The organism is Bradyrhizobium sp. UFLA01-814 (genome assembly GCF_046718885.1).
Lineage (GTDB): Bacteria > Pseudomonadota > Alphaproteobacteria > Rhizobiales > Xanthobacteraceae > Bradyrhizobium > Bradyrhizobium elkanii.
In genome coordinates, this window is record NZ_JAQOSR010000129.1 from 1 (window position 1) to 26929 (window position 26929).

At 64.3% G+C, this 26929-nt stretch carries 23 protein-coding genes and 1 pseudogene; 18 read left to right on the forward strand and 6 right to left on the reverse strand.

Annotated elements, in window-relative coordinates:
* Positions 1-186 precede the first annotated feature (186 nt).
* Positions 187-1785 (reverse strand): OprO/OprP family phosphate-selective porin, encoded by a 1599-nt coding sequence (locus tag PMN64_RS30855; protein ID WP_411783404.1) that lies wholly within the window; start codon positions 1783-1785, stop codon positions 187-189.
* 341 nt (positions 1786-2126) lie between these two features.
* Here PMN64_RS30855 and PMN64_RS30860 point away from each other — a divergent pair, with 341 nt between their 5' ends.
* Together PMN64_RS30860 and PMN64_RS30865 are read left to right on the forward strand one after the other, a co-directional pair.
* Positions 2127-3485 carry a DegQ family serine endoprotease gene (locus PMN64_RS30860; RefSeq protein WP_411783429.1) on the forward strand — a complete coding sequence of 453 codons (1359 nt, stop codon included), beginning with the start codon at positions 2127-2129 and terminating at the stop codon, positions 3483-3485.
* On the forward strand, positions 3482-4816 hold the full coding sequence (locus PMN64_RS30865) for a replication-associated recombination protein A (protein ID WP_411783406.1): 1335 nt from the start codon (positions 3482-3484) through the stop codon (positions 4814-4816). Before PMN64_RS30860 ends, PMN64_RS30865 begins: the two co-directional genes overlap by 4 nt.
* On the opposite strand, the pseudogene PMN64_RS30870 reads toward PMN64_RS30865, so the two are convergent.
* Positions 4813-5016 (reverse strand): annotated as a pseudogene (locus tag PMN64_RS30870) (transposase); the annotation flags it as partial. The gene PMN64_RS30865 and the pseudogene PMN64_RS30870 sit on opposite strands and share 4 nt — an antisense overlap.
* Positions 5017-5264: 248 nt before the next feature.
* Between PMN64_RS30870 and PMN64_RS30875 the strand changes: the two are divergent.
* The 4 genes from PMN64_RS30875 to PMN64_RS30890 are packed head-to-tail and all read left to right on the forward strand — an operon-like array spanning position 5265 to position 10792.
* The gene (locus PMN64_RS30875; RefSeq protein ID WP_411783408.1) at positions 5265-7664 is read left to right on the forward strand and encodes a DUF3604 domain-containing protein; all 2400 of its coding nucleotides are present in this window, start codon (positions 5265-5267) and stop codon (positions 7662-7664) included.
* Positions 7664-8806 (forward strand): hypothetical protein, encoded by a 1143-nt coding sequence (locus tag PMN64_RS30880; RefSeq protein WP_411783410.1) that lies wholly within the window; start codon positions 7664-7666, stop codon positions 8804-8806. The genes PMN64_RS30875 and PMN64_RS30880 overlap by 1 nt, the downstream gene beginning before the upstream one ends.
* A 22-nt stretch (positions 8807-8828) precedes the next feature.
* A complete protein-coding gene (locus PMN64_RS30885; protein WP_411783412.1) occupies positions 8829-9782 on the forward strand; it encodes a peptidyl-prolyl cis-trans isomerase in 954 nt (317 codons plus the stop codon).
* Complete coding sequence (locus PMN64_RS30890) at positions 9779-10792, forward strand: HupE/UreJ family protein (protein WP_411783414.1); 1014 nt, start codon at positions 9779-9781, stop codon at positions 10790-10792. The genes PMN64_RS30885 and PMN64_RS30890 overlap by 4 nt, the downstream gene beginning before the upstream one ends.
* A gap of 467 nt (positions 10793-11259) precedes the next feature.
* On the opposite strand, the gene PMN64_RS30895 is transcribed toward PMN64_RS30890, so the two are convergent.
* Positions 11260-12177, reverse strand: a complete 918-nt coding sequence (locus tag PMN64_RS30895) for an alpha/beta hydrolase (RefSeq protein WP_411783416.1) — start codon at positions 12175-12177, stop codon at positions 11260-11262.
* Between the two features lie 167 nt (positions 12178-12344).
* On the opposite strand from PMN64_RS30895, the gene PMN64_RS30900 reads away from it, so the two are divergent.
* The 3 genes from PMN64_RS30900 to PMN64_RS30910 all read left to right on the forward strand — a co-directional run bounded on the left by PMN64_RS30900 (position 12345) and on the right by PMN64_RS30910 (position 15385).
* Positions 12345-13658, forward strand: coding sequence for an RluA family pseudouridine synthase (locus PMN64_RS30900; RefSeq protein WP_411783417.1), 1314 nt, complete (start codon positions 12345-12347; stop codon positions 13656-13658).
* 115 nt (positions 13659-13773) lie between these two features.
* Positions 13774-14988, forward strand: coding sequence for an amidohydrolase family protein (locus tag PMN64_RS30905; protein ID WP_411783418.1), 1215 nt, complete (start codon positions 13774-13776; stop codon positions 14986-14988).
* Between the two features lie 88 nt (positions 14989-15076).
* Positions 15077-15385, forward strand: a complete 309-nt coding sequence (locus tag PMN64_RS30910) for a hypothetical protein (protein ID WP_028339290.1) — start codon at positions 15077-15079, stop codon at positions 15383-15385.
* 147 nt (positions 15386-15532) lie between these two features.
* Here PMN64_RS30910 and PMN64_RS30915 read toward each other — a convergent pair whose 3' ends face one another.
* Complete coding sequence (locus PMN64_RS30915) at positions 15533-15742, reverse strand: hypothetical protein (RefSeq protein ID WP_028339289.1); 210 nt, start codon at positions 15740-15742, stop codon at positions 15533-15535.
* A gap of 424 nt (positions 15743-16166) precedes the next feature.
* On the opposite strand from PMN64_RS30915, the gene glsA reads away from it, so the two are divergent.
* From glsA to PMN64_RS30935, 4 genes are all read left to right on the forward strand, one after another.
* Positions 16167-17165, forward strand: a complete 999-nt coding sequence (gene glsA / locus PMN64_RS30920; protein ID WP_411783419.1) for a glutaminase A — start codon at positions 16167-16169, stop codon at positions 17163-17165.
* 71 nt (positions 17166-17236) lie between these two features.
* The gene (locus PMN64_RS30925; protein WP_411783420.1) at positions 17237-18889 is read left to right on the forward strand and encodes an MFS transporter; all 1653 of its coding nucleotides are present in this window, start codon (positions 17237-17239) and stop codon (positions 18887-18889) included.
* A 380-nt stretch (positions 18890-19269) separates the two neighbouring features.
* Complete coding sequence (locus PMN64_RS30930; protein ID WP_411783421.1) at positions 19270-19890, forward strand: HdeD family acid-resistance protein; 621 nt, start codon at positions 19270-19272, stop codon at positions 19888-19890.
* Between the two features lie 173 nt (positions 19891-20063).
* The gene (locus tag PMN64_RS30935) at positions 20064-21371 is read left to right on the forward strand and encodes an amidohydrolase family protein (protein ID WP_411783430.1); all 1308 of its coding nucleotides are present in this window, start codon (positions 20064-20066) and stop codon (positions 21369-21371) included.
* Positions 21372-21405: 34 nt separating this feature from the next.
* Here PMN64_RS30935 and PMN64_RS30940 read toward each other — a convergent pair whose 3' ends face one another.
* Together PMN64_RS30940 and PMN64_RS30945 are read right to left on the reverse strand one after the other, a co-directional pair.
* Positions 21406-21864, reverse strand: a complete 459-nt coding sequence (locus tag PMN64_RS30940; RefSeq protein WP_411783422.1) for an N-acetyltransferase family protein — start codon at positions 21862-21864, stop codon at positions 21406-21408.
* An 80-nt stretch (positions 21865-21944) separates the two neighbouring features.
* Positions 21945-22400: a hypothetical protein gene (locus tag PMN64_RS30945; protein ID WP_304495787.1), complete on the reverse strand. Its 456-nt coding sequence runs from the start codon at positions 22398-22400 to the stop codon at positions 21945-21947.
* Between the two features lie 70 nt (positions 22401-22470).
* Between PMN64_RS30945 and PMN64_RS30950 the strand changes: the two genes are divergently transcribed.
* From PMN64_RS30950 to PMN64_RS30970, 5 genes are all read left to right on the forward strand, one after another.
* On the forward strand, positions 22471-23256 hold the full coding sequence (locus PMN64_RS30950) for an ATP12 family chaperone protein (protein WP_411783424.1): 786 nt from the start codon (positions 22471-22473) through the stop codon (positions 23254-23256).
* A 64-nt stretch (positions 23257-23320) separates the two neighbouring features.
* A complete protein-coding gene (locus tag PMN64_RS30955; protein ID WP_411783426.1) occupies positions 23321-24901 on the forward strand; it encodes a flagellar hook-length control protein FliK in 1581 nt (526 codons plus the stop codon).
* Entirely contained in the window at positions 24898-25161 is a 264-nt protein-coding gene (locus tag PMN64_RS30960) for an EscU/YscU/HrcU family type III secretion system export apparatus switch protein (protein WP_411783427.1), read from the forward strand. The genes PMN64_RS30955 and PMN64_RS30960 overlap by 4 nt, the downstream gene beginning before the upstream one ends.
* A gap of 132 nt (positions 25162-25293) precedes the next feature.
* A complete protein-coding gene (blaOXA, locus tag PMN64_RS30965; protein WP_411783428.1) occupies positions 25294-26106 on the forward strand; it encodes a class D beta-lactamase in 813 nt (270 codons plus the stop codon).
* An 80-nt stretch (positions 26107-26186) separates the two neighbouring features.
* Complete coding sequence (locus tag PMN64_RS30970; RefSeq protein WP_137483123.1) at positions 26187-26843, forward strand: carboxymuconolactone decarboxylase family protein; 657 nt, start codon at positions 26187-26189, stop codon at positions 26841-26843.
* Positions 26844-26929: the final 86 nt, after the last annotated feature.

Sequence of the window (26929 nt, forward strand, 5' to 3'; positions counted from 1 at the left end):
AAGGCGGGCGTCTCGAAGGATGGCCACGAGGGCACCGCCACGAAATGCGATAGCCCTGCCCGCAAGCGGGAGAGGGAACGCAGTTTCGATGCCGCTACGGCTCGATCATTTCACGCATTCCAGAGCAACAAAAACGGCCGGGGCGATGCCCCGGCCGTCTATGAGTTGGTCTCAGCTCGGATCGCCTCAGAACGCAACCTGCGTACGCAGCGCGACCGCGTCGAACTTCGAGCCGACGTCCGCAGTCGAGGTCGCCGAGGCCTGCTTGGCGATATCGCCGTGCAGGTAGTTCAGCATGAAGCGGACGTTGTTGTTGACGTACCAGTTCAGTGCGGCGGTGTAGACGGTCTGCCGTCCGCCCGCGATGCCGACCGCCTGCGCGATCTGATCGTTGAGGTCCATCGTGCTAACGCGGCCGGCGATTTCCCAGGCGCCCCAGCCGCCGCCGGCGAGCGAGAATGGATCGTGCGGCTTGATCCCGCCGTAGGAGGCCGTCGCCGGATTGTAGGCGTGGTTTTCGCCGGTCAGCACGTAACCGACCTGCGCGTAACCGCCGTCGAACTTGAGGCTCGGCGCGCCGAACGGCGGCAGTCCGGTATTCGCAGAGCGATCGACATTGAACCAGTAATATTCGCCCTGCGCGATGAACGGGCCATAGGTCGCTGCCGCCTCGACGCCGTAGACCTGCGCGCCGGAGACGTTGGCGATCGCACCGGTCGAGATCAGCGTCGTCGGATCGATGCGCAGCTCGGGCCGGTCGCTGAGCGTGAGCGTCTGCGCCTGCGTGAGCTGGTTGCGCGGCGGCTGCACCAGCCACTCCGCATCGGCGCCGATGTGCACCGAGTAGTTCTTTCCGCTGATCGGATTGCCGGCGACGCGGATGACCCCGCCATACTGCTCGGACGTGCCGGCCGGCGAGGCGGAGGACGCGGAGTGAATGGCACCCGACGTCGGTCCAGTGACATAGCCGCCGATCCAGAACTGGTCGTTCCACCAGCGGGTGCCGGCGGCCGAACGGAAGTCACCGGCGGCGATGTTCTGGGCGATGATGCCGACCGAGGCGCGCTCCATGAACAGGATGTCGTTGGAGCTGGTCGCTTCGTCGAGCGTCCACGGCACGTCCATGATGCCGCCTTCGATCGCCATCTTGCCGCCGAACGGCTTGAAGCCGGTGTAGCTCAGAAACGCATTCTCGATGCCCGAGGTGCCGCCGCCAGGCAGCGATCCCGGCGCCGCGCCGCCGAAGCCGTCGGACGAGCCGCCGAAATCGTAGATCAGCGAGTAATTCCAGTCGCCGAAGAATTTGCCGACGATGCCGATGCGCGCGCGGCGAACGTTCTCGCCGCTGTCGAGCTTCTGCGGCGAGGTGCCTGCGGTGTTCGGACGATAGTCGTAGCCGCCGACATCCCAGTGCACGCGGCTCGTGATCGCGACGCAGTTCTGTTCGTCCGCGGTGCAGATCGTCGGCCGGTTGTTCGGCATCGTCACCACGACGCCGGACGGCGCGACCGGGCCCTTCACCGGGATCGCGGCGTTGGCGCTCGCCACCCGCGCGGCCTTGGCATCCGCCGCCTTCGCATTGGCGTTTGCGCTGGCCGCGGTTGCGGTATTGGCGTTGGTCTGCTTCTGCAGTCTGTCGAGCTTCTGCTCGAGCATCTTCAGCTGCTGCTTCAGCAGCGCGATCTCCGCATCGCTGCCGCCTCCGGCCGATTGTGAATAGGCCGGCGAGGCGGCGAGCGCCCCTGCGAGGCCTATGGCGATTGCACCAACTTTTGTCGCACCCATTGTGCACCCCTGTTGTGTTTGAAGTCCCCACTCACCGAACGGTCCTAGGAGCGTATCGTGACTGACGCACGACACTGCTTCCGGGCATCGCAGTTCCGCTTGTGGTCCGCAGGCAACAAGCGGAGCGGCGCAGTGAGATGACAGCCATCATAGAAGCTTGGCGGCGCGCTTCAACGCGGTGGCCGCGGGTTGTGCACCGGTCCGGCGGGGGGCCAGTTATCCGGCCCGGCGCCCTTCAATTGCCCGGCGAACACGCCTATATTCCGGCGTTTCCACGAGAGGTGAGAATGCTCCGACCTGTCCGTTTTGCTGCCGTATCCGCTCTCTGCACGTTGGCCTTCATGGGGAATCTTTCCGCTGCCGCGGCCCAGGAGCGCCGCGTGCCGTCCTCGCAGGCCGAGCTGCAATTGTCCTATGCGCCGATCGTGCAGCGGGTGCAGCCGGCGGTGGTCAATGTCTACGCCGCCAAGACCGTGCAGAACCGCAATCCATTTCTGGACGATCCGATCTTTCGCCGGTTCTTCGGCGTGCCGGGACAGCAGCCGGAACAGATGCAGCGGTCGCTCGGCTCCGGCGTGATGGTCGACGGCTCCGGGCTCGTGGTCACAAACAATCACGTGATCGAGGGCGCCGACCAGGTGAAGGTCTCGCTCGCCGACAAGCGCGAATACGAGGCCGAGATCGTGCTGAAGGACAGCCGCACCGACCTTGCGGTGCTACGGCTGAAGGGCACCAACAAGGAGAAGTTCGCGACGCTCGACTTCGCCAATTCGGACCAGCTGCAGGTCGGTGACGTCGTGCTGGCGATCGGCAATCCGTTCGGCGTCGGCCAGACCGTGACGCACGGCATCATCTCGGCCCTGGCACGCACTCAAGTCGGGATCACGGATTATCAATTCTTCATTCAGACCGACGCGGCGATCAATCCCGGCAATTCGGGCGGCGCGCTGGTCGACATGACCGGCCGGCTCGCCGGCATCAACACCGCGATCTTCTCGCGCTCCGGCGGCTCGCAGGGCATCGGCTTTGCGATTCCCGCCAACATGGTGCGGGTGGTGGTGGCCTCCGCCAAGAGCGGCGGCAAGGCGGTGAAGCGGCCGTGGCTCGGCGCGCGGTTGCAGGCGGTCACGCCGGAGATCGCGGAGACGCTGGGTCTGAAGCTGCCGTCCGGCGCGCTGGTCGCCAATGTCGCGCCGAACAGCCCGGCGGCGAAGGCCGGCCTCAAGCTCTCCGACCTGATCATCGGGATCGACGGCACGCCGATCGACGATCCCAACGCGTTCGACTACCGCTTCGCGACCCGTCCGCTCGGCGGCAACGCAGAAATCGAGGTGCAGCGCGCCGGCAAGCCGGTGAAGCTTACCGTGCCGCTGGAGACTGCGCCCGATACCAATCGCGACGAGATCGTGCTGACCGCGCGCTCGCCGTTCCAGGGCGCCAGGGTCGCCAACATCTCGCCGGCGCTGGCCGATGAGCTGCATCTCGACGCCGGCGCCGAGGGCGTCGTGGTGACCGAGCTCGCCGATGACGGCACCGCTGCCAATGTCGGCTTCCAGAAGGGCGACATCATCCTCGCGGTCAACAACGAGAAGATCGCGCGGACCAGCGACCTCGATAAGGCCTCGAAGACGGGGTCGCGGGTCTGGCGCATCACGCTGGTGCGCGGCGGCCAGCAGATCAACGTGACGCTCGGCGGATGAGCCCAAAGAGACCGCAGGAAGCCAGCAATCTCTTCGCTGCGGCGGGGATGGAGCAGGACGCGCCGCACCCGCTGCCGGACCGGCTGCGTCCGCGCACGCTGGCCGATGTCGTCGGCCAGGATCACATCCTCGGCCCCGACGGCGCGCTGACGCGAATGCTGGAGACGCGCACGCTGGGCTCGCTGGTGTTTTGGGGACCGCCCGGCACCGGCAAGACCACGGTGGCGCGGCTTCTGGCCGACGCCACCGAGCTGCATTTCGAGCAGATCTCCGCGGTGTTCTCCGGCGTCGCCGATCTCAAGAAGGCGTTCGATGCCGCGCGGGCCCGCCGTGAGACCGGCAAGGGCACGCTGCTGTTCGTCGACGAGGTGCATCGTTTCAACCGCGCGCAGCAGGATTCCTTCCTGCCCGTGATGGAGGACGGCACGGTGGTGCTGGTCGGCGCCACCACGGAGAATCCATCGTTCGAGCTCAACGCGGCGTTGCTGTCGCGTGCCCGCGTGCTGGTGTTTCACTCGCTCGATACGGCGGCGATCGAGAAACTGTTTGCCAATGCCGAGAAGATCGAGGGCAAGGAGCTGCCGCTCGATGCGGAAGCCCGCGCCGTGCTGGTGCGGATGGCCGATGGTGACGGCCGCGCCTCGCTGACACTGGCCGAAGAGGTCTGGCGCGCCGCCCGCAAGGGCGAGGTGTTCAATGCCGAGCAGTTGCAGGCCATCCTGCAACGCCGCGCGCCGATCTACGACAAGTCGGCCGATGGCCACTACAATCTGATCTCGGCGCTGCACAAGTCGGTGCGCGGCTCAGATCCGGATGCGGCGCTGTATTATCTGGCGCGGATGCTCGATGCCGGCGAGGACCCGCTGTTCCTGGCGCGGCGCGTGGTGCGCATGGCGGTCGAGGACATCGGCCTCGCCGATCCGCAGGCGCTGGCGGTCTGCAACGCCGCCAAGGATGCTTACGACTTCCTCGGCTCGCCGGAGGGTGAGCTCGCGATCGCGCAGGCCGTGGTCTATCTCGCCACCGCACCGAAATCGAACGCGGTCTATACTGCGTTCGGCGCCGCGATGCAGACCGCGAAGCAGGGCGGCTCGCTGCTGCCGCCGAAGCACATCCTGAATTCGCCGACCAAGCTGATGAAGTCGGAGGGATACGGCTCCGGCTATCAGTATGATCACGACATGCCCGACGCGTTCTCCGGCCAGGACTACTTCCCGGAAGCGCTGGGCCGCCAGACCTTCTACGATCCGCCCGACCGCGGCTTCGAACGTGAGATCCGCAAGCGGCTGGATTACTGGCAGCGGCTGCGCAAGGAGCGGGGCGGGAGCTAGGACGCGGACTCATAAAGGCGCAGCCAGCGCCTGATTGACGCGAGTTGAACGAAAGCAAGGTAGTTGGCAGCAAGCCTGTCATAGCGCGTCGCCACCTGACGACATTGTTTGATCCTGTTGAAGAACCGCTCGACCTGGTTGCGAGCACGGTAGAGATAGGGGCTGAAGCAGATCGCATCGTTGCGGTTGCTTCTCGGCGGCTTTTCGGACCGTTTGAGACGTAGCTTGGGTCGCTTCAACCGGCCAAGCGGCGCGTTTGACCCGCAGCGGTCATTCGAGAATTTTGGCACCTTCGATCATCCAGCGGACCTGCTTTGATCTAAGTCAAAGGAAGTTCGGCTCTCCCGTTCAGATGATCTCTGGGACGGGCCAGCCACACCGCCGAACCGCCGACTCTATTTGAGCTATATATTCTTTGCAGCACTCGAGACTTAGCTGGGAGGCGATGATGAAGTTCATTTCTGAACAAAGTCGTTCCAGGCAAAGCCATTTCGCGAAGTCAATCTTGGCAGCAGGCATAATCGGCTTTGTGTCTTTGCCCGCGCAGGCTCAGCAGCGTAATCCCGAACGCGACGCCTATTTCGGCGAAACCCACATCCACACTGGCTATTCGCTCGACGCCTGGACGTTTGGCAACCGGGGCGACCCCGGCGACTCCTACAAATATTTCAAGGGTCAAACGATCAAGCATCCGCTGGGCTATGACATCAAGATTGAAACCCCATTGGATTTCGCCGGCGTCACCGATCATTCCGAATATGTGGGCATCGTCAGTCTGGCCAACGATCCATCGTCGCCGATCAGCAAAGTCCCCGCGGCGCAGCAGTTCATTTTGAAGGGCAACACTCCGGAAGAACAACAGAGAGTTTACCTCGCCGCGGTCACTTTGGTGGGCCTTCCTACGCCTAACCAAGCGCTGATGGATCCGGAGATTGCGCACTCGGTCTGGCAAAAAGCCGTCGATTTCGCTGAAAAGGCCAACGAACCGGGCAAGTTTACGGCCTTCTGCTCCTACGAGTGGACGTCGATGCCCAACAGCATGAACCTCCACCGCAACATTTTCTTCAAGGATTGCAAACATATCCCGACCGCGCCGTACAGCGCGCTTGACTCGACCGACCCGACAGACCTTTGGAAATGGATGGATGGCCAGCGCAAGGCCGGCAACGAATTGCTGGCGATTTCGCATAACGCCAATCTTTCGGACGGGCGCATGTATCCAACCGAGGTCGATCTGCACGGTCGCCCGATCGATCGGGCCTATGCCGAAGATCGCATGCGCAACGAGCCATTGATCGAGCTGAAGCAGACCAAGGGGCAATCCGAAACCCATCCATTGCTCTCGCCGAATGACGAATTCGCCAGCTACGAAATTTTTGCGTTTCTGCTCGGCGATCCCGAAGGGCGCATTCCGCACATTGTCGGCAGCTATGCCCGCCAGGCGCTGAAGGATGGCATCGCCCTCCAAGACGCCAAAGGTTTCAATCCTTATAAATTCGGCTTCGGCGCGGCGTCGGATTCTCACTCGACGGCGACGCCTTACCGCCAGGACAATTATTTCGGCACCCTCGGCAGCCTCGACGGCACGGTCGAACGCCGCATGGCTGGTTTGTTGTTGTCTGGCATCGACGTCCGCAACATCACTACGGCCGGCCTGACGGGCGTCTGGGCGGAAGAAAACACCCGCGAGTCGATCTTCAACGCCATGAAGCGCAAGGAGACTTTTGCGGTCAGTGGCCCGCACATCAAGGTGCGCTTCTTCGGCGGCTGGAATTACGCGAAGGACGTGACCGATGAACAGAAGCGTCTGAAGATCGCGCCGGACTGGCTGAAGGATCAGGCCTGGGTCAAGACGGCCTATGATCAAGGTGTGCCGATGGGCGGCGACTTGCAACCGATGCCCGCCGGCGCGAAACCGCCGTCCTTCGTCGTCTGGGCGCTCAAGGACCCGAGCTCCGGGAATCTCGACCGCATCCAAGTCGTCAAGGGCTGGACCAAGAGCGGCCAGAGCTTCGAGAGAGTCTTCGACGTCGCCTGGGCGGGCGACCGCGAGCCGGACAAATACACCGGCATTGTGCCGCCGGTTGGCAACACGGTCGATATCGGCAAGGGAACCTACACCAACACAATAGGCGCCGTCGAACTGAAGACGGTCTGGACCGATCCGGAATTCGATCCGAGCCTGCACGCATTCTACTACGCCCGCGTGCTCGAAATCCCGACGCCGCGGTGGACGACGATCCAGGCTGCGAAACTTGGCATCGCCCCGCCGGACGTCGTGGCCTCGACCCAGCAGGAGCGCGCCTGGAGTTCGCCGATCTGGTACACGCCAAGCGAAGACGTGCGGAAGACGGCCAAGGCCGGGCCGACCGTGGACGATCTCATGAAGCAGGGCGCGGTCGCGCTTGGCGACAGCGAACTCAAGGGTTTGCTTGTCGGAAAATCGCCGTACCTGCAAAACAACGTGACCGGCGTGAAGATGCGAATGGTCTTCGGCGCGTCAGGCGGCGCAGACCCCGCCAAGCCGCTGACGCCAATCGACCCGGCCTATGAGACGTCGAAATTCGCCGCCAACCAGGCTCAGACCCGCTTCGCCTACGGCGGCAAGGGCGAAATGCAGCCGAGCGCGCTAGGCGATATCGCGGGCAGCAGCTATCTCGGCGCGACCAAGCCCTATTACATCAATAACGGCAAGCTCGTCACCGACATGGTCGGCACGGCGATCCAGGTCAGCGTTTATAAGCTCGGCGACAAATATTATGGCGCGCGCAGCAACGAGTTCGGCTACGCCAATTATGAAATCATTCCGCCGATCAGAGAACTGAATCCGCTGAACAACTTGCGCTGATGACACGATTGACGCCGGGGAAAGGAACGAGGGCTGCGGCGCTCAAGCGGCTTCGAAGCAGCCTGCCGATTCTGTTGCTGCTGATTTCGTCGATGGGCGCGGCGGCGTGCCCGCTCTGCTATGAAGCCGCGCGGCAAATGCTGACCGAGGGCACGCGGCTCGATGCAGCGGACCGTGCCGTGCTCGCCGCACCGGAAGCTGATGGCAGCCCATTGCAGGTGGTCGCGGTCGTCAAGGGAAAAGACATGGACGGCGCGATCATCGCCGACCCTGTCGCCGGAAACGCGATGACCGTTCCTGCCGGCGAGGCGTTGTTGTTGGTGCACAGCGCCGCCGACGCCGGTTGGACAAGCCTGGGCTCTATCCCACGGGCCTACGCGGAATGGCTCCGCGCGATTGTCGCCACGCGCGAAATCGGCGGCGACGCCCCTCAGCGTTCATGGCCGATGACGCCCGCGACGGCGGACATCCTCACCTACGCCGGCTGGCGCCAAAGGGTAGCGCTCGTCCTGCCCTATCTGGAAATCGCCAATCCCCTGGCAGCGCGCCTCGCCTGGGGAGAACTTGCCCGTGCACCCTATGCGGCGATTGATGTGGCGCGATCGAAAATCGAGCCGGCCAAAGTCACCGGTTGGATCGACGATCCAAGACTTTCGTCGCGCCGCGCCGCCTATCTGATGTTGCTCGGCTTTGCCGGCGGCGCTGTGGAAGCCAAGGGCCTCGGCGCCCGCCTCGAAGCGGCGTTGGCGTTCCACGACGCAAGAGACCTCGCGGCGCTATTCGCCGCCGACCTCCAACTCGACGGCGCCTCCCGCGTCGAATGGATCGAAACGCGGGTGTTCGGCGACCGCAGCCGGACAATGCCTGAAATCGAGGCCGCGCTTCTGGCGCTCAAGGTTCTCGGCGACGCCAACGGTGCAGTGCCGCGTGCGCGCATCATTGAAGCCTATCGTAGTTTCATCAAACGGCGCCCGGCCATGGCCGGCTTCGTCGCCCCGCAATTGGCGGACTGGGGCTATTGGGATGCTGCGGCGGATTATTTCGCGATCGTCAAGGCAAGTCCGGAATTGGACCCCGCCAGTCACTTCGCCATCACTGTCTATCTCCAGCGCGCGGCGGAGGCGGGCGTGCGCATCCAATAGTTCACGTTTCGTGGAGTTCCTTGTGTCCCGTTTCTTGCGTGAGCCTCTGGTCCATTTTTTTGTAATCGGCGCCGCCCTGTTCGCGTTTTATCATTTCTTGCCGCCATCGGGACCGGCCCCGACAGCACAGGCTCAAGCCTCCGTTCCGGCTCCTCAGGCGCCTTCAAGGCAGATTGTTCTGACCTACGATCAACTCGCGCGCCTCGCCACGCTTTTTCAGTCGCAATGGGGCCGCGAGCCGACACTGCAAGAACTCGACCGTCTCGTCGAAACCAACGTCAAGGAGGAGATATTCTATCGCGAAGCCGTCGCGATGGGGCTCGACAAGGACGACGAGATCATCAGGCGGCGCATGGCGCAGAAAATGCAGTTCCTCGCCGAGGACGTGGCCGCCGCGCACGAGCCAAGCGCCGCCGAACTGAAAGCATGGTTCGAACAGAACCAAAGGCTATTCGTGGAGCCACCGCGCACCAGCTTCCGGCATCTCTATTTCTCGCCCGACCGCCGCGGCGACAACGCGCACGCGGACGCCGAGAAGGCGCTCTCGGAACTAATTCGCCAGCCGCAAGATACGAAACTCGCAGGCGCCGATCCGTTCATGCTGCAAGAATATTATCGCGATCGCACGCCCGAATATCTCTTCAAGGAATTCGGACCTTCCTTTGCGACCGCCGTACTCAACCTCCCGACGGGCTCCTGGCAGGGTCCAATTGAATCCGGTTACGGATGGCATCTGATTTTCGTCGATACGCAGATTCCAGCGCGCACGCCGCCCTTCGACGAGATTCAGGCCGATGTGAAACGGGTCTGGCTCAGCGACCGGAAGGCGCAGGCGACGAAAAAGGCCTATGACGAATTGCGCGCGAAATACACCGTGTTGCTGCCGGCGCCACCGCCTGAAGGCGCGCCGCCGCCCCGAAAATTCGACCCGAAAACGGTCATGCAGTCCATCCCGGCCGGGGTCTATCCCCAGTGAGCGCCGTCCGTCCTTTCATCGGCGTTATTGTAGCCCTGCTGCTGGCGTTTTGCGCCTGTCGGTCCGCCTGCGCCCATGAGATTCGCCCCGCCTATCTCGCGCTCAAGGAGACAGCGCCGGGCCAGTACGAGGTTCTGTGGCGAACGCCCGTCCTGTCGGGCATGCGTCTGCCGGTCGTCCTCAAGCTTCCGGACCGTGTAAAGAACCTGAAGGATCCCGTTGTGAGCGAGCTCTCGGACTCGCTCGTCGAACGTCGCTGGGTCGAGGCGGGGCCAAACGGACTGGGAGGGCGCATCGAGTTCGCGGGCCTGCAATTGACAATCACAGAGGTGCTGGTGCGCGTGCAGATGCGTGACGGCACTGTCTCGACCACCTTGGTACGGCCAAGCCGCCCATGGATTGAGATCGCGGCCGCGCCCGGAATGCTCGCGGTGGCGGGAGCCTATGTCCTGCACGGAGTCGAGCACATTCTGTTCGGTTTCGATCACCTGCTGTTCGTGCTCGCTCTCATTTTGATCGTGCGTAATGGACGGGTGCTGCTGTGGACCATCACCGCCTTCACGGTTGCCCATTCAATTACGCTCAGTCTGGCCACGCTGGGGGTGGTGCATGTGCCGGGGCCGCCTGTCGAGGCCATGATCGCGCTGAGCATTCTGCTGCTGGCGTGTGAAATTGTTCGCATGCAGCAGGGTAAGACCAGCTTAACCTTACGACGGCCATGGATCGTGGCCTTCTCCTTCGGCCTGCTGCACGGGCTGGGCTTTGCCAGCGCGTTGACGGATATCGGACTGCCACAAGGCGATATCCCACTTGCGCTGCTCTCCTTCAATGTCGGCGTGGAGATCGGGCAATTGATTTTCATCGGTGCCGTGCTCGGGGCATTGTTTTGCACCCGACGCTTTGGCGTTTCGCCAAGGATCAGACACGCCACTGTCCCGGTTACGAGCTATGCGATCGGCGTCACGGCTGCGTTCTGGTTCATTGAGCGGCTCGCAGGATTTGGCGGTTGAAGGATCTCCATCTCACCAGACTCTGCTGACAGCGCCGACGACCTTGATCAAATGAGCCTGCTTTTCTGCGGCGCATGAGTCCGGAAGTGGCCGATCGCGACATCTTGCGTTGCTGCACGAACTTGGTCGCTATCGGGACAAAGCGGACGTAGAGTCACGCCTACGGTTTTATGGGTACACGGCCCAGAGCAACATGAGATTGGGCCGCGCCACGAGTAACGTGCGCTCCCGTGCCACCTGCGGCGTGGAAGCGTCAGTTGCGGAAGCTCGCCAATGCCATATGCAACACCTTCGGGCGAGAAATACTCGCGCAACTTCGGAATATTAGAAATATATTCCTGATTTGCCCGACGTGTCAAGTTGCTTAGTGCCACGCTGATCGCCGCCGGCTACTTTGCATGGGGTTGTTCTCGATATTTTGGCAGCGCGCGCTGCAACGGGCCATAACTTCATATTGCTCTGGCGCGTCACTTGACGCTCTTCACAAATTCCAAAATCTCATCGGTCAGCCGCGTGTCCGGCGTGTTGATCGCATAGACTTCCGACATGTGGCTGTGCTGCGGCAGCATGAAGCTGCGGGCGCAGCCGCTCGGCCGCTTGCAACTCGCCTGCTTCATGAGCTCGAACTGCTCGACGAAGCGCGGTGGATCGAGCTCGGCCGCGGTGATCAGGAACGGGATCGGGCTCGCGACCAGGCCTTGCAGCGAGGAGCGCTCGACGTAGCGCGAGGGGTCGGAGCCGTAATAGGCGAGCTCGGCGTCGCCGGCCGGCGAGGCCGTCAAATCATAGATGCCCGACACCATGATCGCGCCGGCAAGCCCGCCGCCCTTCACCTTGTGGAATTCGCCATGGGAGACATAGCTCGCGACATGGATCGCGCCGGCCGATTGGCCCATCAGGAAGATGCGCCTGGGCTCGCCGCCGCGGGAGGCGATGTTTTCCGAAACCCACTGCACGATCGCGCCCATATCCTCCGCGCCTGCCGGCCACGGAAAGGCCGGCGCGAGGCGGTAGGTGGCATTGACGCCGACGAAGCCGTTCTTTGCGGCCCACAGCATGACGTTGTCGTAGAACGGGCTGCCGGGGGCGCGCTTGTTGCCGGCAATGAGGCCGCCGCCATGGATGTAGATCAGCACCGGCCGTGGTGGTGAGGCCGTCTCCGGCGTGAACACGTCGAGCAGATGCCGGTCGGCGGGGCCGTATTTGACGTCGCGCTCGACCTTGACGCCTTGATAGGGCTCCTTCTGTTGCAGCGGCACGTAGAGCGCGGCGGTCTTGGGCGGGTCGATGACGCGGCCGAGTTCCAGGAGTTTCCAGGCCAGATCTTCCGGCATCGCGGCTTCGGGCATCGGGCTTTGCTGGGCGAGCGCAGGGTCCGTGAGCATCAGGGCCGCCGCCAAAGCCGATATCGCCAGTCTCATTCCAGGGCCCCCGTCGATTGCCGTATGCGGCCGAACATGGCCGATGCTGCACCGGATTCACACCGATTTCGCCGTGACGATTCGCGGCATTTGCGCTAGGCACAATGCAGGTCTGGAGCCGAAAAATCACCATGAGCCGCCGCATCAAGAGAACTACATCGCCGGGCGACCGCGCCAAAGGGCGCGACAAGGGCCGCGACCGGGACCACGCCGGCGATCGTGGCAAGGACCGTGGCAAGAGCGGATCGGCGCAGCGCAGCCGCAAGCCGGACGATCGCAAATTCGGTGACCGCAAGTCCGGTGAGCGCAAATCCGGTGAGCGCAAGACCGGCGAGCGTCCGTTCGCGCACCGTGCAGCCGGAAAGCCGCCGCGCTTTGCCGAGCCGCGCCGCGACCGGCAGGAGCGGGCCGAGCCCGCCATGCCGAAGACTGCCGCGGCCGAGCAGCCATTGCCGACCAAGGTTCAGACCGTTGTCGTCACCGCCGACGAGAACGGCATGCGCGTCGACCGTTTCCTCGAAGCGCGGTTTCCGGGCCTCTCGTTCTCCCATATCCAGCGCATCGTCCGGAAGGGCGAGCTCAGGGTCAACGGCAAGCGCGCCGATTCCAAGGACCGGCTCGAGGAGGGCCAGAGCGTGCGGATTCCGCCGCTGCGGCTTGATACGCCGAAGACGGCCGGCGCGCTCTCCGAGGCCGAGGCAAAGACGCTGCAGGCGCTCAAGGACATGACGCTCTACGAAGACGACGACGTGCTGGTGCTGAACAAGCCGGCCGGTCTCGCCGTGCAGGGCGGCTCCGGCATGACGCGTCATGTCGACCAGATGCTCGAGGTGATGCGCGACGCCAAGGGGCAGAAGCCGCGGCTGGTGCACCGGCTCGACCGCGAGACCTCGGGCTGCCTTCTGGTTGCCAAGACGCGTTTCGCTGCCACCCATCTCACCGGCGCATTCCGCCATCGCTCCGCGCGCAAGATCTACTGGGCGCTGGTCGCCGGCGTGCCGAAGCCGAAACAGGGCCGCATCTCGACCTACCTCGCCAAGGAGGAGAGCGAGGAGGACAGCATCATGCGGATCGCCGAGCATGGTGACGAGGGCGCGAGCCACGCGGTGACCTATTATGCCGTGGTCGAGACCTCGGCGACCAAGCTCGCCTGGGTGTCGCTCAAGCCGGTGACCGGTCGCACCCATCAATTGCGCGCCCACATGGCGCATATCGATCACGCGATCGTGGGCGATCCGAAATACTTCAACAAGGAGAACTGGCAGCTGCCCGGCGGCCTGCAGAACCGGCTGCATCTGCTCGCCCGCCGCATCGTGATTCCGCACCCGCGCGGCGGCGTGATCGATGCCACCGCGCCGCTGCCGCCGCACATGCTGCAATCCTGGAATCTGCTCGGGCTCGAGGCCGACCGCTTCGACCCGATCGAGAACGCGCCGGAGGAGTGACGGGCGGGGCGCGGCCTCCAATACCCGTCGCGGACAGCAAGAACGATCAAACGGCTCCGCGCTTTGCGGCTATCTTCGCGCGCCGGCCTTTGCCGGCCTGCAACGGAGACTCTCCATGATCGGCACCTGGCTGCGCGTCACGCTTTTCCTGATTGGCTCGGCTGTCGCCTCGGTGACGGCACAGGCCGAGACCATCGTGCTCCGCGGCGGCACGCTCTACGCATCGGCCGATGCGGAAGCGCTGCCGGATGCGGTGATCGTGATGACCGACGGCGGCATCAGCGCGGTCGGCAAGTCCGGCGACATCCAGGCGCCGCCGGATGCCCGCGTGATCGATTGCAGCGGCAAGACCATCGTCGCCGGCTTCTGGAACAGCCATGTCCATTTCACGCAGAATGTCTGGCGCAACTCCGGCGCAGCGCCGGCCGCGGCGCTGACGCAGCACATGCAGGAGATGCTGACGCGCTGGGGTTTTACAACGGTCTGGGATCTCGGTTCCGATCCGAGGGACACGTTGCCGCTGCGCAAGCGCATCGTCGCGGGCGAAGTCGCCGGCCCCAACATCCTGTTTGCCGGCAACATCTTCCCGAAGGGCGGTCACCCCGTCTACATCCCGCGTGAGGTGCAGCTTCCGGAAGTCGCAACGCCCGAGGAGGCCACAAAATGGGCGCGCGACTGGCTGGCGATGGGTGAGGACGGCATCAAGCTGTTCATCGGCGCCTTCATGGGCGACAAGCCCGTCGTCAACATGGACCCGGCGATCGCGAAAGCAGCCGTCGATGTGGCGCACGCGCAGGGCAGGCCGGTGTTCGCACACCCGCAGAACAAGGTCGGCGTCGAGACGGTGATCGAGTCCGGCGTCGACGTGCTCGCGCACGCCACACCCGGCGAACCCAGCTACACCGGGGATCAGCTGGCGCGGTTCAAGGCGCAGGGGACTGCGCTCGTTCCCACACTGTCGCTGTTCACCACCGTGGTGCTCGATCCGAACGTCACCAACCGTCTGGTGGCTTCGACCGTCAACCAGCTCAAGCAGTTTTCGGAGAATGGCGGCACGGTGCTGTTCGGCACCGATGTCGGCTTCACTACGCTGTACGACACCACGCAGGAATTTCAGCTGATGCACCGCGTGTTGTCGGAGCGGCAGGTGCTGGCCTCGCTGACGACCAATCCGGCGCGGTTCTTCAAGGCCGCGAAGAAGGGACGGGTGGAGCAGGGCTTCGACGCCGATCTCGTGGTGCTCGACGGCGATCCGCTCGGCGACGTCGGCAATCTCGCGAAAGTGAGCACCACCATCCGCGCCGGTCACGTGATCTACCAGAAGCCGTAACGAGGGCGCGGAACTCGCATATCAAGCGAAGCGTTGACGTGCGCCGCAATCACTTGAACCTGTGCCGGCGCGTCACGAGATATGGCTGATGACGCGATCCTTGATTGTTGCCTGCACCTTGCTCTGGGCCATCGGCGCGGCGAGCGCCGTTGCGCAAATCCCTCCGCCGGGCCGCTCGATGTGGGACCCGCCGGTGCCCCAGCCTCCGCCGCCGCCGCGGATCGAGGTGCCGGCGATCCCGAGGATGGATGCACCGACGCAGCCGAGCCTGCGTTCGCGGCCGCGCAGCTCGTTCGGTGACCGCGTCAGCCGGTGCCTCGACGAGGCCGCCGCCGCCGGCCTGAACCAGGCCGAGCGCGCCGCTTATTCGCGATCCTGCGCCAACCACCGGGATTAGGGCAGGGCGTGGTCTGCTAGACAGGCCTTGCTGACGCACGGACGGAACTGTGGTCGCCGCCGGTGCGATCTCGAACGGACAAGCGGCATCGGCCGGCGGAGGCGCGGCGATCCGGTTCAAGGCCGTCCAACGTGCGAATCCGTTTGGCTATCCAAACGGACCGCTTTGGTTGCGTCTCATGATCTTGAGCGTGAGCAGGGCCGCCCCGAGCACAAGAAACAGGACACCGACGACAATTGTGCTTGTCGATTCGAATGTCACACCGACTGCTGTCAGCAAGCAGCCAACAACGATAGCGATGAGCCCACCCAGCTTCTTTACCAGCAGAAGCTGTCCGTCGCTTGCGCGCGCCACCATGATCAACCTCACTCTGCAAGTGATGCGGTCATTCAACCATCGCCGCGGGCCAGTGTTGCTTGGATCAAACAGCGGGCTCACATCCGCACACGATGATCGTACTCTCGCGGGCCCACGATGGAAATCGCTCGTTGCTGATGACTTCTCTTTTGATTCAATTGTGTCGCGGGCGATTGGACAATCTTGCTTACCTAGCCGCGCCGAAACGTCGCATGGATCAATCGAGTGTCGCATCGCGCAGCGGAGCTGCAATTCCGCGACATGCAATGCGTTGAGCGCATTTGTCGTAAAGTGGTCTGGACCAACGCAAGCATTGCAAAGGCTGTGGGAGCGGATCGTTGACTCCGTGGTTTTTTGGGCGCCTACTTCTGGTTGCCGACTAGAAGACCTGAAGCAATAAGGTCGAAATCCGGAAGGAGAGCCAATGTGGCCGCCTTCGATCGCGGAACAAGCGGAGCGGCCCTACATCTCGACTGGGCACTTGCCCAAGCCCGAGATGGTGCAGGAGCTCGTGTCTCAAGCGCATCTGCGCTTCAAGTCGAACAGCGAAGGGACCAATTCGCAGGTTTATCCGGCCCTGGCCAGGGTGCCGAGTGAACTGTTCGCCGTCTGCGTGGCCGGTACCAGCGGACGCGTCTACGGCGCCGGCGATATCGAATACGAATTCTCGATCATGAGTGTATCGAAGCCATTCGTGTTCGCATTGGTGTGCGAGGCCATCGGCCCCGAAGAGGCTCGTGCAAAACTGGGCGCGAATGCGACCGGGCTGCCGTTCAATTCGCTGGCGGCGATCGAGCATGGCGCCGGGCGCACCAACCCGATGGTGAACGCAGGCGCGATCGCGACCACAAGCCTCGTGCCGGGTTCGAGCGCGGACGAGCAGTGGCGGTTCATCCATGACGGTCTCTCGCGCTTCGCGGGCCGCAAGCTTTCGCTCAATGACGAAGTCTACGCATCGGCATCCAAGACCAATTTTCGCAACCGAAGCATCGCGCGGTTGCTTGAGAGCTACGACCGGATCTACTGCGACGCCAGGCAGGCGACCGATCTCTACACCCGGCAGTGTTCGCTGAATGTGAGCGCCAGGGATCTGGCCGTGATGGGTGCAACGCTGGCCGATGGTGGCGTGAATCCGGTGACCCGGCAGCGGGTGGTCGATGCTGCCGTGTGCCATTATGCATTGGCCGTCATGGTCACGGCCGGACTGTATGAGACGTCGGGCGACTGGCTGTACGACATCGGTCTGCCCGGCAAAAGCGGCATCGGTGGCGGTATCGTCGCGGTGTCTCCGGGAAAAGGTGGATTCGGCACTTTCGGGCCGCCACTGGATGCGGCCGGCAACAGCGTGCGAGGGCAGCTCGCCGCGAAGTTCTTGTCGCAAAGACTGGGCATGGATCTGTTCGTGTCCCAACCGGACGAGTGAAACCAGATGCTGTGAGGATCGGTGGAGCTGTCGCTCGATCGATCGCAACACCGGGCAGGTTGGAGGACGCGATGGCAACACAAGCGATCTCGATCGGCGACATTCAACAGGAAGAGCGCGCATCATGGGTGCCCATGATCGCGATTGCGGTCGGTCAGATGATCATGTCGTTCAACGTCGCATCGTTGCCGGTTGCGATGGGGGGAATGGTGGCCAGCTTCGGCGTACCGCCGACCACGGTCGCGACCGGAATCGTGGCTTACTCGATGCTTGTGGCCGGGTTCGTGATGCTTGGCGCGAAGCTCGCCCAAAGGTTCGGGGCGGTGCAGGTATTTCGCGGTGCCGTCGTGCTTTTCCTGATAGCGCAGATCGCGATGACGTTCAGCCCCACGGCCTCTGTCATGATTTCCGCTCAGGCGCTTTGCGGCGCTGCGGGCGCGGTGATCGTGCCCTCGCTCGTCGCGCTGATTGCCGAGAATTATGCTGGACGCCAGCAGGCAACCGCCCTTGGTGCGCTGGGCTCGGCAAGGGCTGCCGCCGGCGTGCTGGCATTTGTCGTCGGTGGGTTGCTCGGCACCTATATCGGCTGGCGCCCGGCATTTGCAATTCTCATCGTCGCTTCGGCGATCGCTTTCGCTCTGAGTTTCCGCCTGCGGCCGGACCGCGGTCGCGCGGATGTCCAGATCGATCTGATCGGCGTCGCCCTCGCAGCGAGCGCAATCATTTTCATCAGCTTCGGATTCAATAATCTGAACGGTTGGGGGGTGATCCTTGCGACCCCCAACGCGCCGTTTGACTTGCTGGGCGTCTCGCCGGCGCCGATCCTGATCGTGCTCGGCATCGTGCTCGGCCAAGCATTCCTGATGTGGACGCATCGGCAGCAGGCCGCGGGGAAGACGCCTCTGCTGGCGTTGGAGGTGCTCGACTCGCCGGAGGAGAGGTGTGCGGTCTACGCGCTATTCGCGGTCGTGGCGCTCGAGGCCGCGCTGAACTTCACGGTGCCGCTCTACATCCAGATCGTGCAGGGACGTTCGCCAATCGCGACGGCGATCGCGATGATGCCGTTCAATCTGACCGTCTTTCTCTCGGCGATGCTGATCGTCAATCTCTACGACAAACTGACGCCCCGCCAGATCGGACGCTTTGGCTTCGGCCTCTGCACCGTTGCGTTGCTGTGGCTCGCCTTCGTCGTGCGCAACGACTGGAGCGAGATTCCCGTTCTCCTTGGCCTCGTGCTGTTCGGCATTGGCCAGGGCTCGCTGGTGACACTGCTGTTCAACGTTCTGGTCACGGCTTCGCCCAAGGCGTTGGCGGGGGATGTCGGGTCTTTGCGCGGAACCACGCAGAATCTGGCGGCTGCCGTTGGCACTGCGGTGGCCGGAGCTCTGCTGGTCGGTCTTTTGAGCACGATCGCGCTCGGCAGGATCGCGGCCAGTCCGGTGCTGACCAAGGAGCTTCAGAGCCAGGTTGACCTCGGCAACATCACCTTCGTCAGCAATGACCGGCTGCGCAATGTGCTCGAAGCTACGAGCGGTACGCCGCAGCAGGTCGAGGAAGCCGTCCGGGTCAACACCGAAGCGCGCCTGCGCGCTTTGAAGATCGGATTGTTGATCATGGCCGGCCTCGCTCTGCTTGCGGTCATTCCGGCGGGGCGGTTGCCGAATTACCGGCCGGGCGAAATACCGGACGACGGAGCGACCGGCGAGCGCGAGCGATCGGCCTGATCGGGATGTTGGCCGCCGCTGGGTAAGAAGCTCTCTGCAACGACAACGAGGTGCCGGATATGGATGAACTCGACCGTCGCATCGTGCTCCGGAGAATGCTCGGCGGCGTCGCAGCCGTTGGCCTCGGAACCGGATTGCTGACGCAGGCGGCCAGGGCGCTGCCACTGGCTCCTGAAGATGCCCTCGTGGCGAAGACGGATGATCCGGAGCGGCCGCTTCATATGGTCGTCGCCCGGCCACCACCGCGCCCGCGTCCTCCGCCACCGCGCCGCCGCTGGCATCGCCGGCGCCGCTGGACCTGTTGGTGGCACAGAGGTCGCCGCCGCTGCGGATGGCGCTGGTGACGGCAGGCACAAGCTTCGGCAACTCGAGTGGCCCGGTTGCGCGGCCTGCAATGCGCGACCGGGCCATGGCCGCCTGGGATCAAGGAGGACGACATGGCTACCTATGAGAACGGTTCCACGATGCTCCGCGGCCTGCCTGGCCCGCCTTTATGGGTCTGCGTTCTGCTAGGCCTCGTCCTGATCGCCGCCGGCCTTCTGGTCCTGGGAGATGTCGTGCTGTTCACCGTGATCAGCGCCATCTTTATCGGCTGGACCGCCATCGTCGCCGGCGGGTTCGAAATCCTGCACGCCTTCTGGACCAAGGGCTGGGGTGGATTCGTATGGCAGCTTCTGCTCGGGGTGCTCTACCTTGCCTGCGGAATCGTCCTGCTGAGCCAGCCGGTGGCGAGTGCGCTGCTCCTGACCTATGCCCTCGGTCTCATGCTTTTGGTCTCCGGGATTGTGCGCATGCTGGTCGGCATCGGCCATTGGCAGCAGTCCGGCTGGATCATGCTGGCGTCCGGCCTGTTTGGCGTCCTGGCCGGCCTCATCATTCTGACCGGATTTCCGGCCACCGGGCTGTGGGTGCTCGGGCTGCTGCTGGGCATCGATCTGTTGTCCCATGGCATCGGATGGCTGAGCTACGCTTTGCAGCCTGCCGCCAGAGCGGCTCAATAGGCCGTCGATCCCTCCAGGGAGCAGCGGAACTCTCACCAATTGCTGAAATCAAGTCGGTCCCTCGCGCACAGCGAGATCAATGACGGTCTCGCGCGATGCGCCATCGGCGGAGAGTGGACATGTCGGGTTTGAGGAAGAGCGTCAGGGTTTCGGCGCTGTTTGCGTCGATTGCGATGAGCCTCGTCGCCTCGCGGCCGGCGCAGGCTCAGCAGGATGGTGGCGTGCTGTTCCAGAACGTACGCATTTTCGACGGCAAGAATGGCGCGCTGTCCGGGCCGTCCAATGTGCTGATCCGGAACAACAAGATCGAGAAGATTTCGACTGCGGCGATCACGGCCGACGCTCAGGTGATCGCCGGCGATGGACGGGTGCTGATGCCCGGGCTGATCGACGCGCATTGGCATGCGTTGCTGGTACGCCCGACTCCGGCGGCCGTGATGGCCAGCGACGTCGGCTACACCAACCTTCTTGCGGCCGCCGAGGCAACGGCGACGCTCATGCGAGGCTTCACCACCATTCGCGACATGGGCGGGCCGGCCTTTTCCCTCAAGCGGGCGATCGACGAGGGTCTCGTCGCCGGTCCTCGCATCTACCCATCCGGTGCCGTGATCACCATCACCGGCGGCCATGGCGACTTCCGGCAGCTGTCCGATCTGCCCAGAACGATCGGCGGCATGCTCAGCCGCATGGAGAGGATAGGTGGCGCCATGATCGCGGACAGCCCGGATGAAGTCCGCGTGCGGGCGCGCGAGCAGTTCATGCAGGGAGCGACGCAGGTCAAGCTCACGGCGGGCGGTGGGGTGGCGTCGCCGTTCAGTCCGATCGATGTGTCCACGTTTACTGAACCGGAGTTGCGTGCCGCGGTAGAGGCTGCCGAGAACTGGGGTACCTATGTCGCGGTACACGCCTATACCTCGGTCGCGATCCAGCGATCGATTGCAGCGGGGGTCAAGTGCATTGAGCATGGTCATTTGATGGACGACGCGTCGGCCCGCCTGATGGCCGAGAAGGGAATTTGGCTGAGCACCCAGCCCTTCCTCGATCTGTCGGGCGCGAGTGCCCTTGGACCTGCGGAGCAGGAGAAGATGCGGCAGGTCGTTGCCGGCACCGACCGGGTCTACGGCTTTGCCAAGAAGTACAAGTTGAAGACGGCTTTCGGTACCGACGTCTTGTTCTCGCAGGCGCTCGCTGACCGGCAAGGCGCCATGCTGACGGCCCTCACGCGATGGTACACGCCGGCTGAGGCGCTCATCATGGCGACATCGACGAATGCCGAATTGCTCGCTCTGTCCGGGCTTCGAAATCCATATTCGGGCAAGCTGGGCGTGGTGGAGGAAGGTGCGCTCGCCGACCTTCTGCTGGTCGAAGGCAATCCGATCGACAACATCAAGCTGATCGAAGATCCGGCAAAGAACTTCCTGGTCATCATGAAGGATGGAAAGGTCTACAAGAATCTTCTTGGCGGTGACCGGAACAAGTAGACGGACCTGATGACAAGGTCTGCCGGCGGCAGCGTCAGAGCGTCAGCTTGTAGCCGATATGGCTGCCGACGAATCCCAACCGTTCATAGAAGCGATGCGCGTCGGGGCGCGCCTTGTCGGTGGTGAGTTGCACGAGATTGCAGCCTCTCGCCCTGCATTGCCCGATCGCCCATTCGAACATCTGCTGCCCAACGCCTGAGCCCCGGTGCGTCTCGGCAATTCTGACCGCCTCGATCTGCCCGCGCCAGGCGCCCATGCGTGCCAATCCGGGAATGAAGGTCAGTTGAAGCGTGCCGATCACGGCGTCGTTCAAGGTCGCGACGACTTGCAACTGGTTGGGATCGGCAAGGATAGCCCGGAAGGCTTCGACATATTTCGGGTTCGGCGGGGAGCTCGCGTCCTCGCGCTGCTGGCCCAGGATGTCGTTGGCCAACAGAGCAACAATCGCTGGAAGGTCGGCCAGTTCGGCGCGGCGGAAAGCGATGTCCGTCATTGAGCAATCTCCACAGGGGCGAGGTCGTGGCGCGATATGCGTTCTTGATCCCCGGAGCGCACAAGTGCAAGGACGGTGTCCTAGCGCTTGAATTGCGTCAGAAACATCCGCAGGGAATCGTGCGGACTCTCGACGTCGGAGATCACCCAGCCGTCGGGTCCGTTGACGACGATGAAATTGAGCGTGACCGCGCGGCCCTCATTATCGAATGAGACGGTCAGATCGGTCCGGTCGAACTGCCGGCGCAGGATGGCGATCGAGATCGGGCCGAGCCTCCAGCTCGGGCTCTGCACCAGGAAATCGTACGGCGCGTCGTGCGGGGCGGACCAGGCCGTGCGCAGGGACGAATCGAAGAATTGCCGGGCGGCGTCCTCGTCGCGCGGCAGTCCATTGGAAAACGCAGGACTGCCCTTGCCATAGTAGGCGTAGACGTTGCGGATCAGCGATTCCGGTGTGCGGAACCCGGCGTCGGCGGTGGCGGCGCCCAGGGCGGCCGCAACGAGCGAGAAACCCGCGAGGATATTGACGCGTCCCATCAGCTTTATTTGCCGTTGCCCCTGACATATCTTGCAGGGAAATCCTTCCGAACGAAAGCCGGCCGGCGCGATGCGCGAACTTTTCGACGATGTCCCAGAACAATCTCCGTTCGATCCGCAGGAGGCGGTGCGGCGCCACATTCGCACGCCCCAGCGCAAGCGGTTCTACACCAGCACCGGCGTCGCCGAGGCCGACGGCGGATTTTCGATCACGCTCGACGGCAAGCCGATCCGCTCGCCGTCCGGCAAGCCGATCGCGGTGCCGACGCGGGCCATTGCGGACGCGGTGGCGGCGGAATGGAATGCGCAGGGCGAGACCATCGATCCCATGACCATGCCGCTGACGCGCCTTGCCAACAGCGTGATCGAGGGGGTGATCGATCGCGTCGACGAGGTGGCCGACGATGCGGCCAAGTTCCTCGGCAGCGACCTCTTGTTCTATCGCGCCGGGCATCCCGAAACGCTGGTGGCGCGCGAGGCCCGGCATTGGGATCCGATCCTGTTCTGGGCCGCTGACGCGCTCGGCGCCCATTTCGTGATGGCCGAGGGGGTGATGCATGTCGGCCAGCCCGAGCGTGCGATCAAGGCGGCACGGGCGGCGTTCCCGACCGACCCATGGTCGGTCGCGGCGCTCCATGTGGTGACGACGCTGACCGGCTCGGCGCTACTCGCGCTGGCGCTGGCGCACGGTGTCCGCGACGAGGACCAGGTCTGGGCCGCCGCCCATGTCGACGAGGACTGGAACATCGAGAAATGGGGCGTCGACGAGGAGGTCGCTGCCCGCCGCGCCGCCCGCCAGCTCGATTTCAAGGCCGCCGCCGGCGTGCTCAGGGAGCTCAAGCCGGCTGCCGGTTAACGAGGGGTTTAGGGCGCCGGGCTAGCCTGCGGCACGTTCCTCGCGCCTGGCCGAGACCTCCAACATGGCAATCGCCATCAATCCCGTGCTGCCGGTGCTCGCCTCGAAGGAGGCGGACAGCGTTGCGCCGGACCTCACGCTCGAGGCCGGCAGCGTCGTCAATGCGCAGGTGCTGAAGGTGCTGTCCGCCGATCTGGTGCGGATCGCGATCGCGAGCCTGTCGATCGACGTCCAGACCGAGGTGCCGCTGCAGCAGGGCCAGAACCTGCAGCTCGCGGTGTCGCAGACCAATGACGGCATCCGCCTGCAGCTGGTCGGGCAGGGTCCTGACACCGGCGATGCCGTACGGCTGTCGCCAGCGGCGGCCAATGTCGCCGACGCCGCCCAGCCCGTCGCCACCGCACCGAAGGCTGTGCTCACGCCGCTGGAGCGCGTCACCATTACAGCTGCGGCGCAGAATGCGGCGGCGGTACAGGGCAGCCAGGCGCCGCTGTTTGCCAATCTCACCGCGGTCGCCTCGGCCAATCTGCCGCCGAAGCTGCAGGCCGCGATCGCGCAGGTGCTGGCGCAGCAGACCGGGCTCGACGAGAATTTGAGCGGCGATGCGCTCAAGGCCGGCTTGCAGAAATCCGGCCTGCTGTTCGAGGCGACGCTGGCCGCGGGCGTTGCGCCGGCGAGCGGCAGCGCGCCCGATCTGAAGGCCGCGCTGATCGTGCTGCGCCAGGCGCTGACCTCGCTTGGCACCGCTGATGCCGGCAGGCCTGCATCCACACCGCTACCGCAACCGGCGCTGGCCAGCGCCGCCACGGCGCCGAGCCTCGTGCCGTCAGGCACGCAAGACCTCGACGTTCAGGAGATCCTGCTGCCGCAGGCCCGCCTGCCGGTCGCCGAGGATGTCGGCCGCGGCACCACAGGGCTCGCCGGAGTACTCGCGGATGCGCTCGATGCCGGCCCGTCCTCGGGCGGCGCGCTCAATCTCATTCAGGAAGCGCTGCACGAACTCGGCAATCCGGCACGGCAGGGCGCCGCGCCGAGGGAGATGCTGCCGGGCGAGGTGCCCGTACGCGGCAACACGCCGCCGCCGCCGTTTCACGGCGCGCTGCCGTCGGCCCAGGCCGTCGCGGAGCCGTCGATTGCCGCTGGCACGCCGCTCACGACCGCCGCGCACCGCCTGCTGGAAAACACCGACGCGGCGCTGGCGCGGCAGACGCTGCTGCAGGTTGCCTCGCTGCCGGACCGCGGCGACGCTGCGCGCCCGCAGCTCGACGCCATGCTGCCGCGCTGGAATTTCGAGATCCCGTTCCTGACCCAGCAGGGCACGGCGATGGCGCAGTTCGAGATTTCCCGCGATGGCGGCGGCCATGAGGTCGAGGCGGCCAAGCGGGTGTGGCGCGCGCGCTTCACGCTCGATGTCGAGCCGGCCGGCCCGGTGCACGCGCTGGTCTCGCTGAACGGCGAGCGCACCTCGGTGCGGATGTGGGCCGAGCGGCCCTCGACCGCCGCGCAATTGCGCGCCGGCGCGTCCGAGCTGAGCCAGGCGCTGACCAGGGCCGAGCTCACGCCCGGCGACATCGAGATCCGCGACGGCAGCCCGCCGCAACCCGCGCCCGCGCGCGCCGGCCATTTCCTGGACCGCGCATCATGAGCGAGGCCACCAACCAGCTCGCGGTCGCGCTGCATTACGATCACGCCGGCGCGCCCCGCGTGGTGGCAAAAGGCAAGGGCGCAATCGGCACCAAGATCATCGAGGTCGCCAAGGCCAACGACATCCCGATCGAGGAGAACGAGGTGTTGGCCGGCGCGCTCTCCAATGTCGAGCTCGGCGACGAGATTCCGGCCGAGCTTTACAAGGCCGTCGCCGAGGTGCTGGTGTTCGTGCTGCGGATGTCGGGCCGGGCACGCTAGCGGGCGCCTTTTCGAGCGAAGTGGACACCGGTTCGCGTGAAGAAAGCGCGACAAACAAGTGAGTCTTATTGCCATCCTTTCACCACGATGGCATCAGCATCGTCGTCAATCCGAACCTGCCCAGGACTTGTCGTGATCCATCGCCGCCATGCGCTCGGTCTGCTTGCTGCCGCCACGATCCTGCCGTCGCGCAGCTTCGCCAACGTGTCCTACCAGCGCAGCGAGTTTCGCGAGGAGCTGCAAAAGCGGTTCTTCGATCTCGGCACCGAGGGCACCTTCGTCGGCTACAAGGTCGACGATTATCTGATCATCGCCAGCGACAAGATCCGCTCGGGCGAGGGCAGGCTGCCGGCCTCGACCTTCAAGATCCCGAACGCGCTGATCGCGCTCGAGACCGGCGTGGTGCAGGATCCCGACAAGGACGTCTTCAAGTGGGACGGCACAACCCGCAGCATCGAGGCCTGGAATAAGGATCACACGCTGCGCTCCGCGCTCGCGGTGTCGGCCTTTCCGGTGTTCCAGGAGATCGCCCGCCGCATCGGTGAGGAGCGGATGAAGAAATATCTCGAGATCATCGACTACGGCAACCGCGACATCGGCGGCGGCATCGACCAGTTCTGGGTGACCGGCAATTTGCGGATCGATCCGGTGCAGCAGATCGATTTCCTCGACCGGCTGCGCCGCGGCGTGCTGCCGGTCGGCAAGCACAGCCAGCAGCTGGTGTGCGACATCCTCCCCGTCACGAAAGTCGGCGAGACCGTCATCCGCGCCAAGACCGGCCTGACCGACAAGGAGCACGGCTCGCTCGGCTGGCTGGTCGGCTGGGCCGAGAAGGGCACCGACATCACGGTGTTCGCGATGAACATGGACTGCAAGACGCAGGCGCAGATCGATGCGCGGATGAGCGTCACGCAGCAATGCCTCACCGATATCGTCGCGCTGTGATGACCTGATCTGCGTGTTCATCGCTGGCTGGCGCTACGTAGCTCGACTAGCATCCTCCGATAAAATCAAGCGGAGGAATCATGCATTCAGCAACAGTCTGGCTCTCGTCGCTCACGCTGGCCGCGGCCGGCGGCTGGCTCGCGGCGACGGTGTTCTCGGCGCCGGCCACCAGCAAGGAGCCGCGCTTCCCGCAGCTCACGATGGAGCAGCTCAGCGACCTGCAAAAACCGCTCGGCGAGCAGATCATGAAGGTGTCGAGCGTCGGCATCGGCGGTCCCTACAATCCGATGATCAGGAGCCCGGTGCTCGGCCAGCGCCTCTACGATCTGTTCTATTATCTGCGCTGGCAGACCTCGGTGCCGACCAGGCTGAACGAGTTCGCGATCCTGATCATCGGCCGGCAGTGGCGCTCGCAGGTCGAGTGGTTCGCGCACGCGCCGCTCGCCGCCAAGGCCGGCCTGCCGCCTGATGTGATCGCTGAGCTGAAGGCCGGCAACCGGCCGTCGAAAATGGCCGACGACGAGGCGGTCGTGTACGACTTCGTCACCGAGCTGACCACGACCAAGAAGGTCTCCGACGAGACCTATGCGCGGGCCAAGAAGATCTTCAACGATCAGCAGATCGTCGACCTCACCGCGGTCGCCGGCAATTACGTGATGGTGGCGATGATCCTGGCGATGGCGGAGGAGACCGTGCCGCCGGGCAAGGAGGAGCCGTTCAAGGTGGGTGAGAAGTAGGGCGCGGCCGGGGGCGGGTGGCTGCCAGCGCAGTCACGAAGGCGGTGCTGTCTCTTATACACATCTGACGCTGCCGACGACCATGG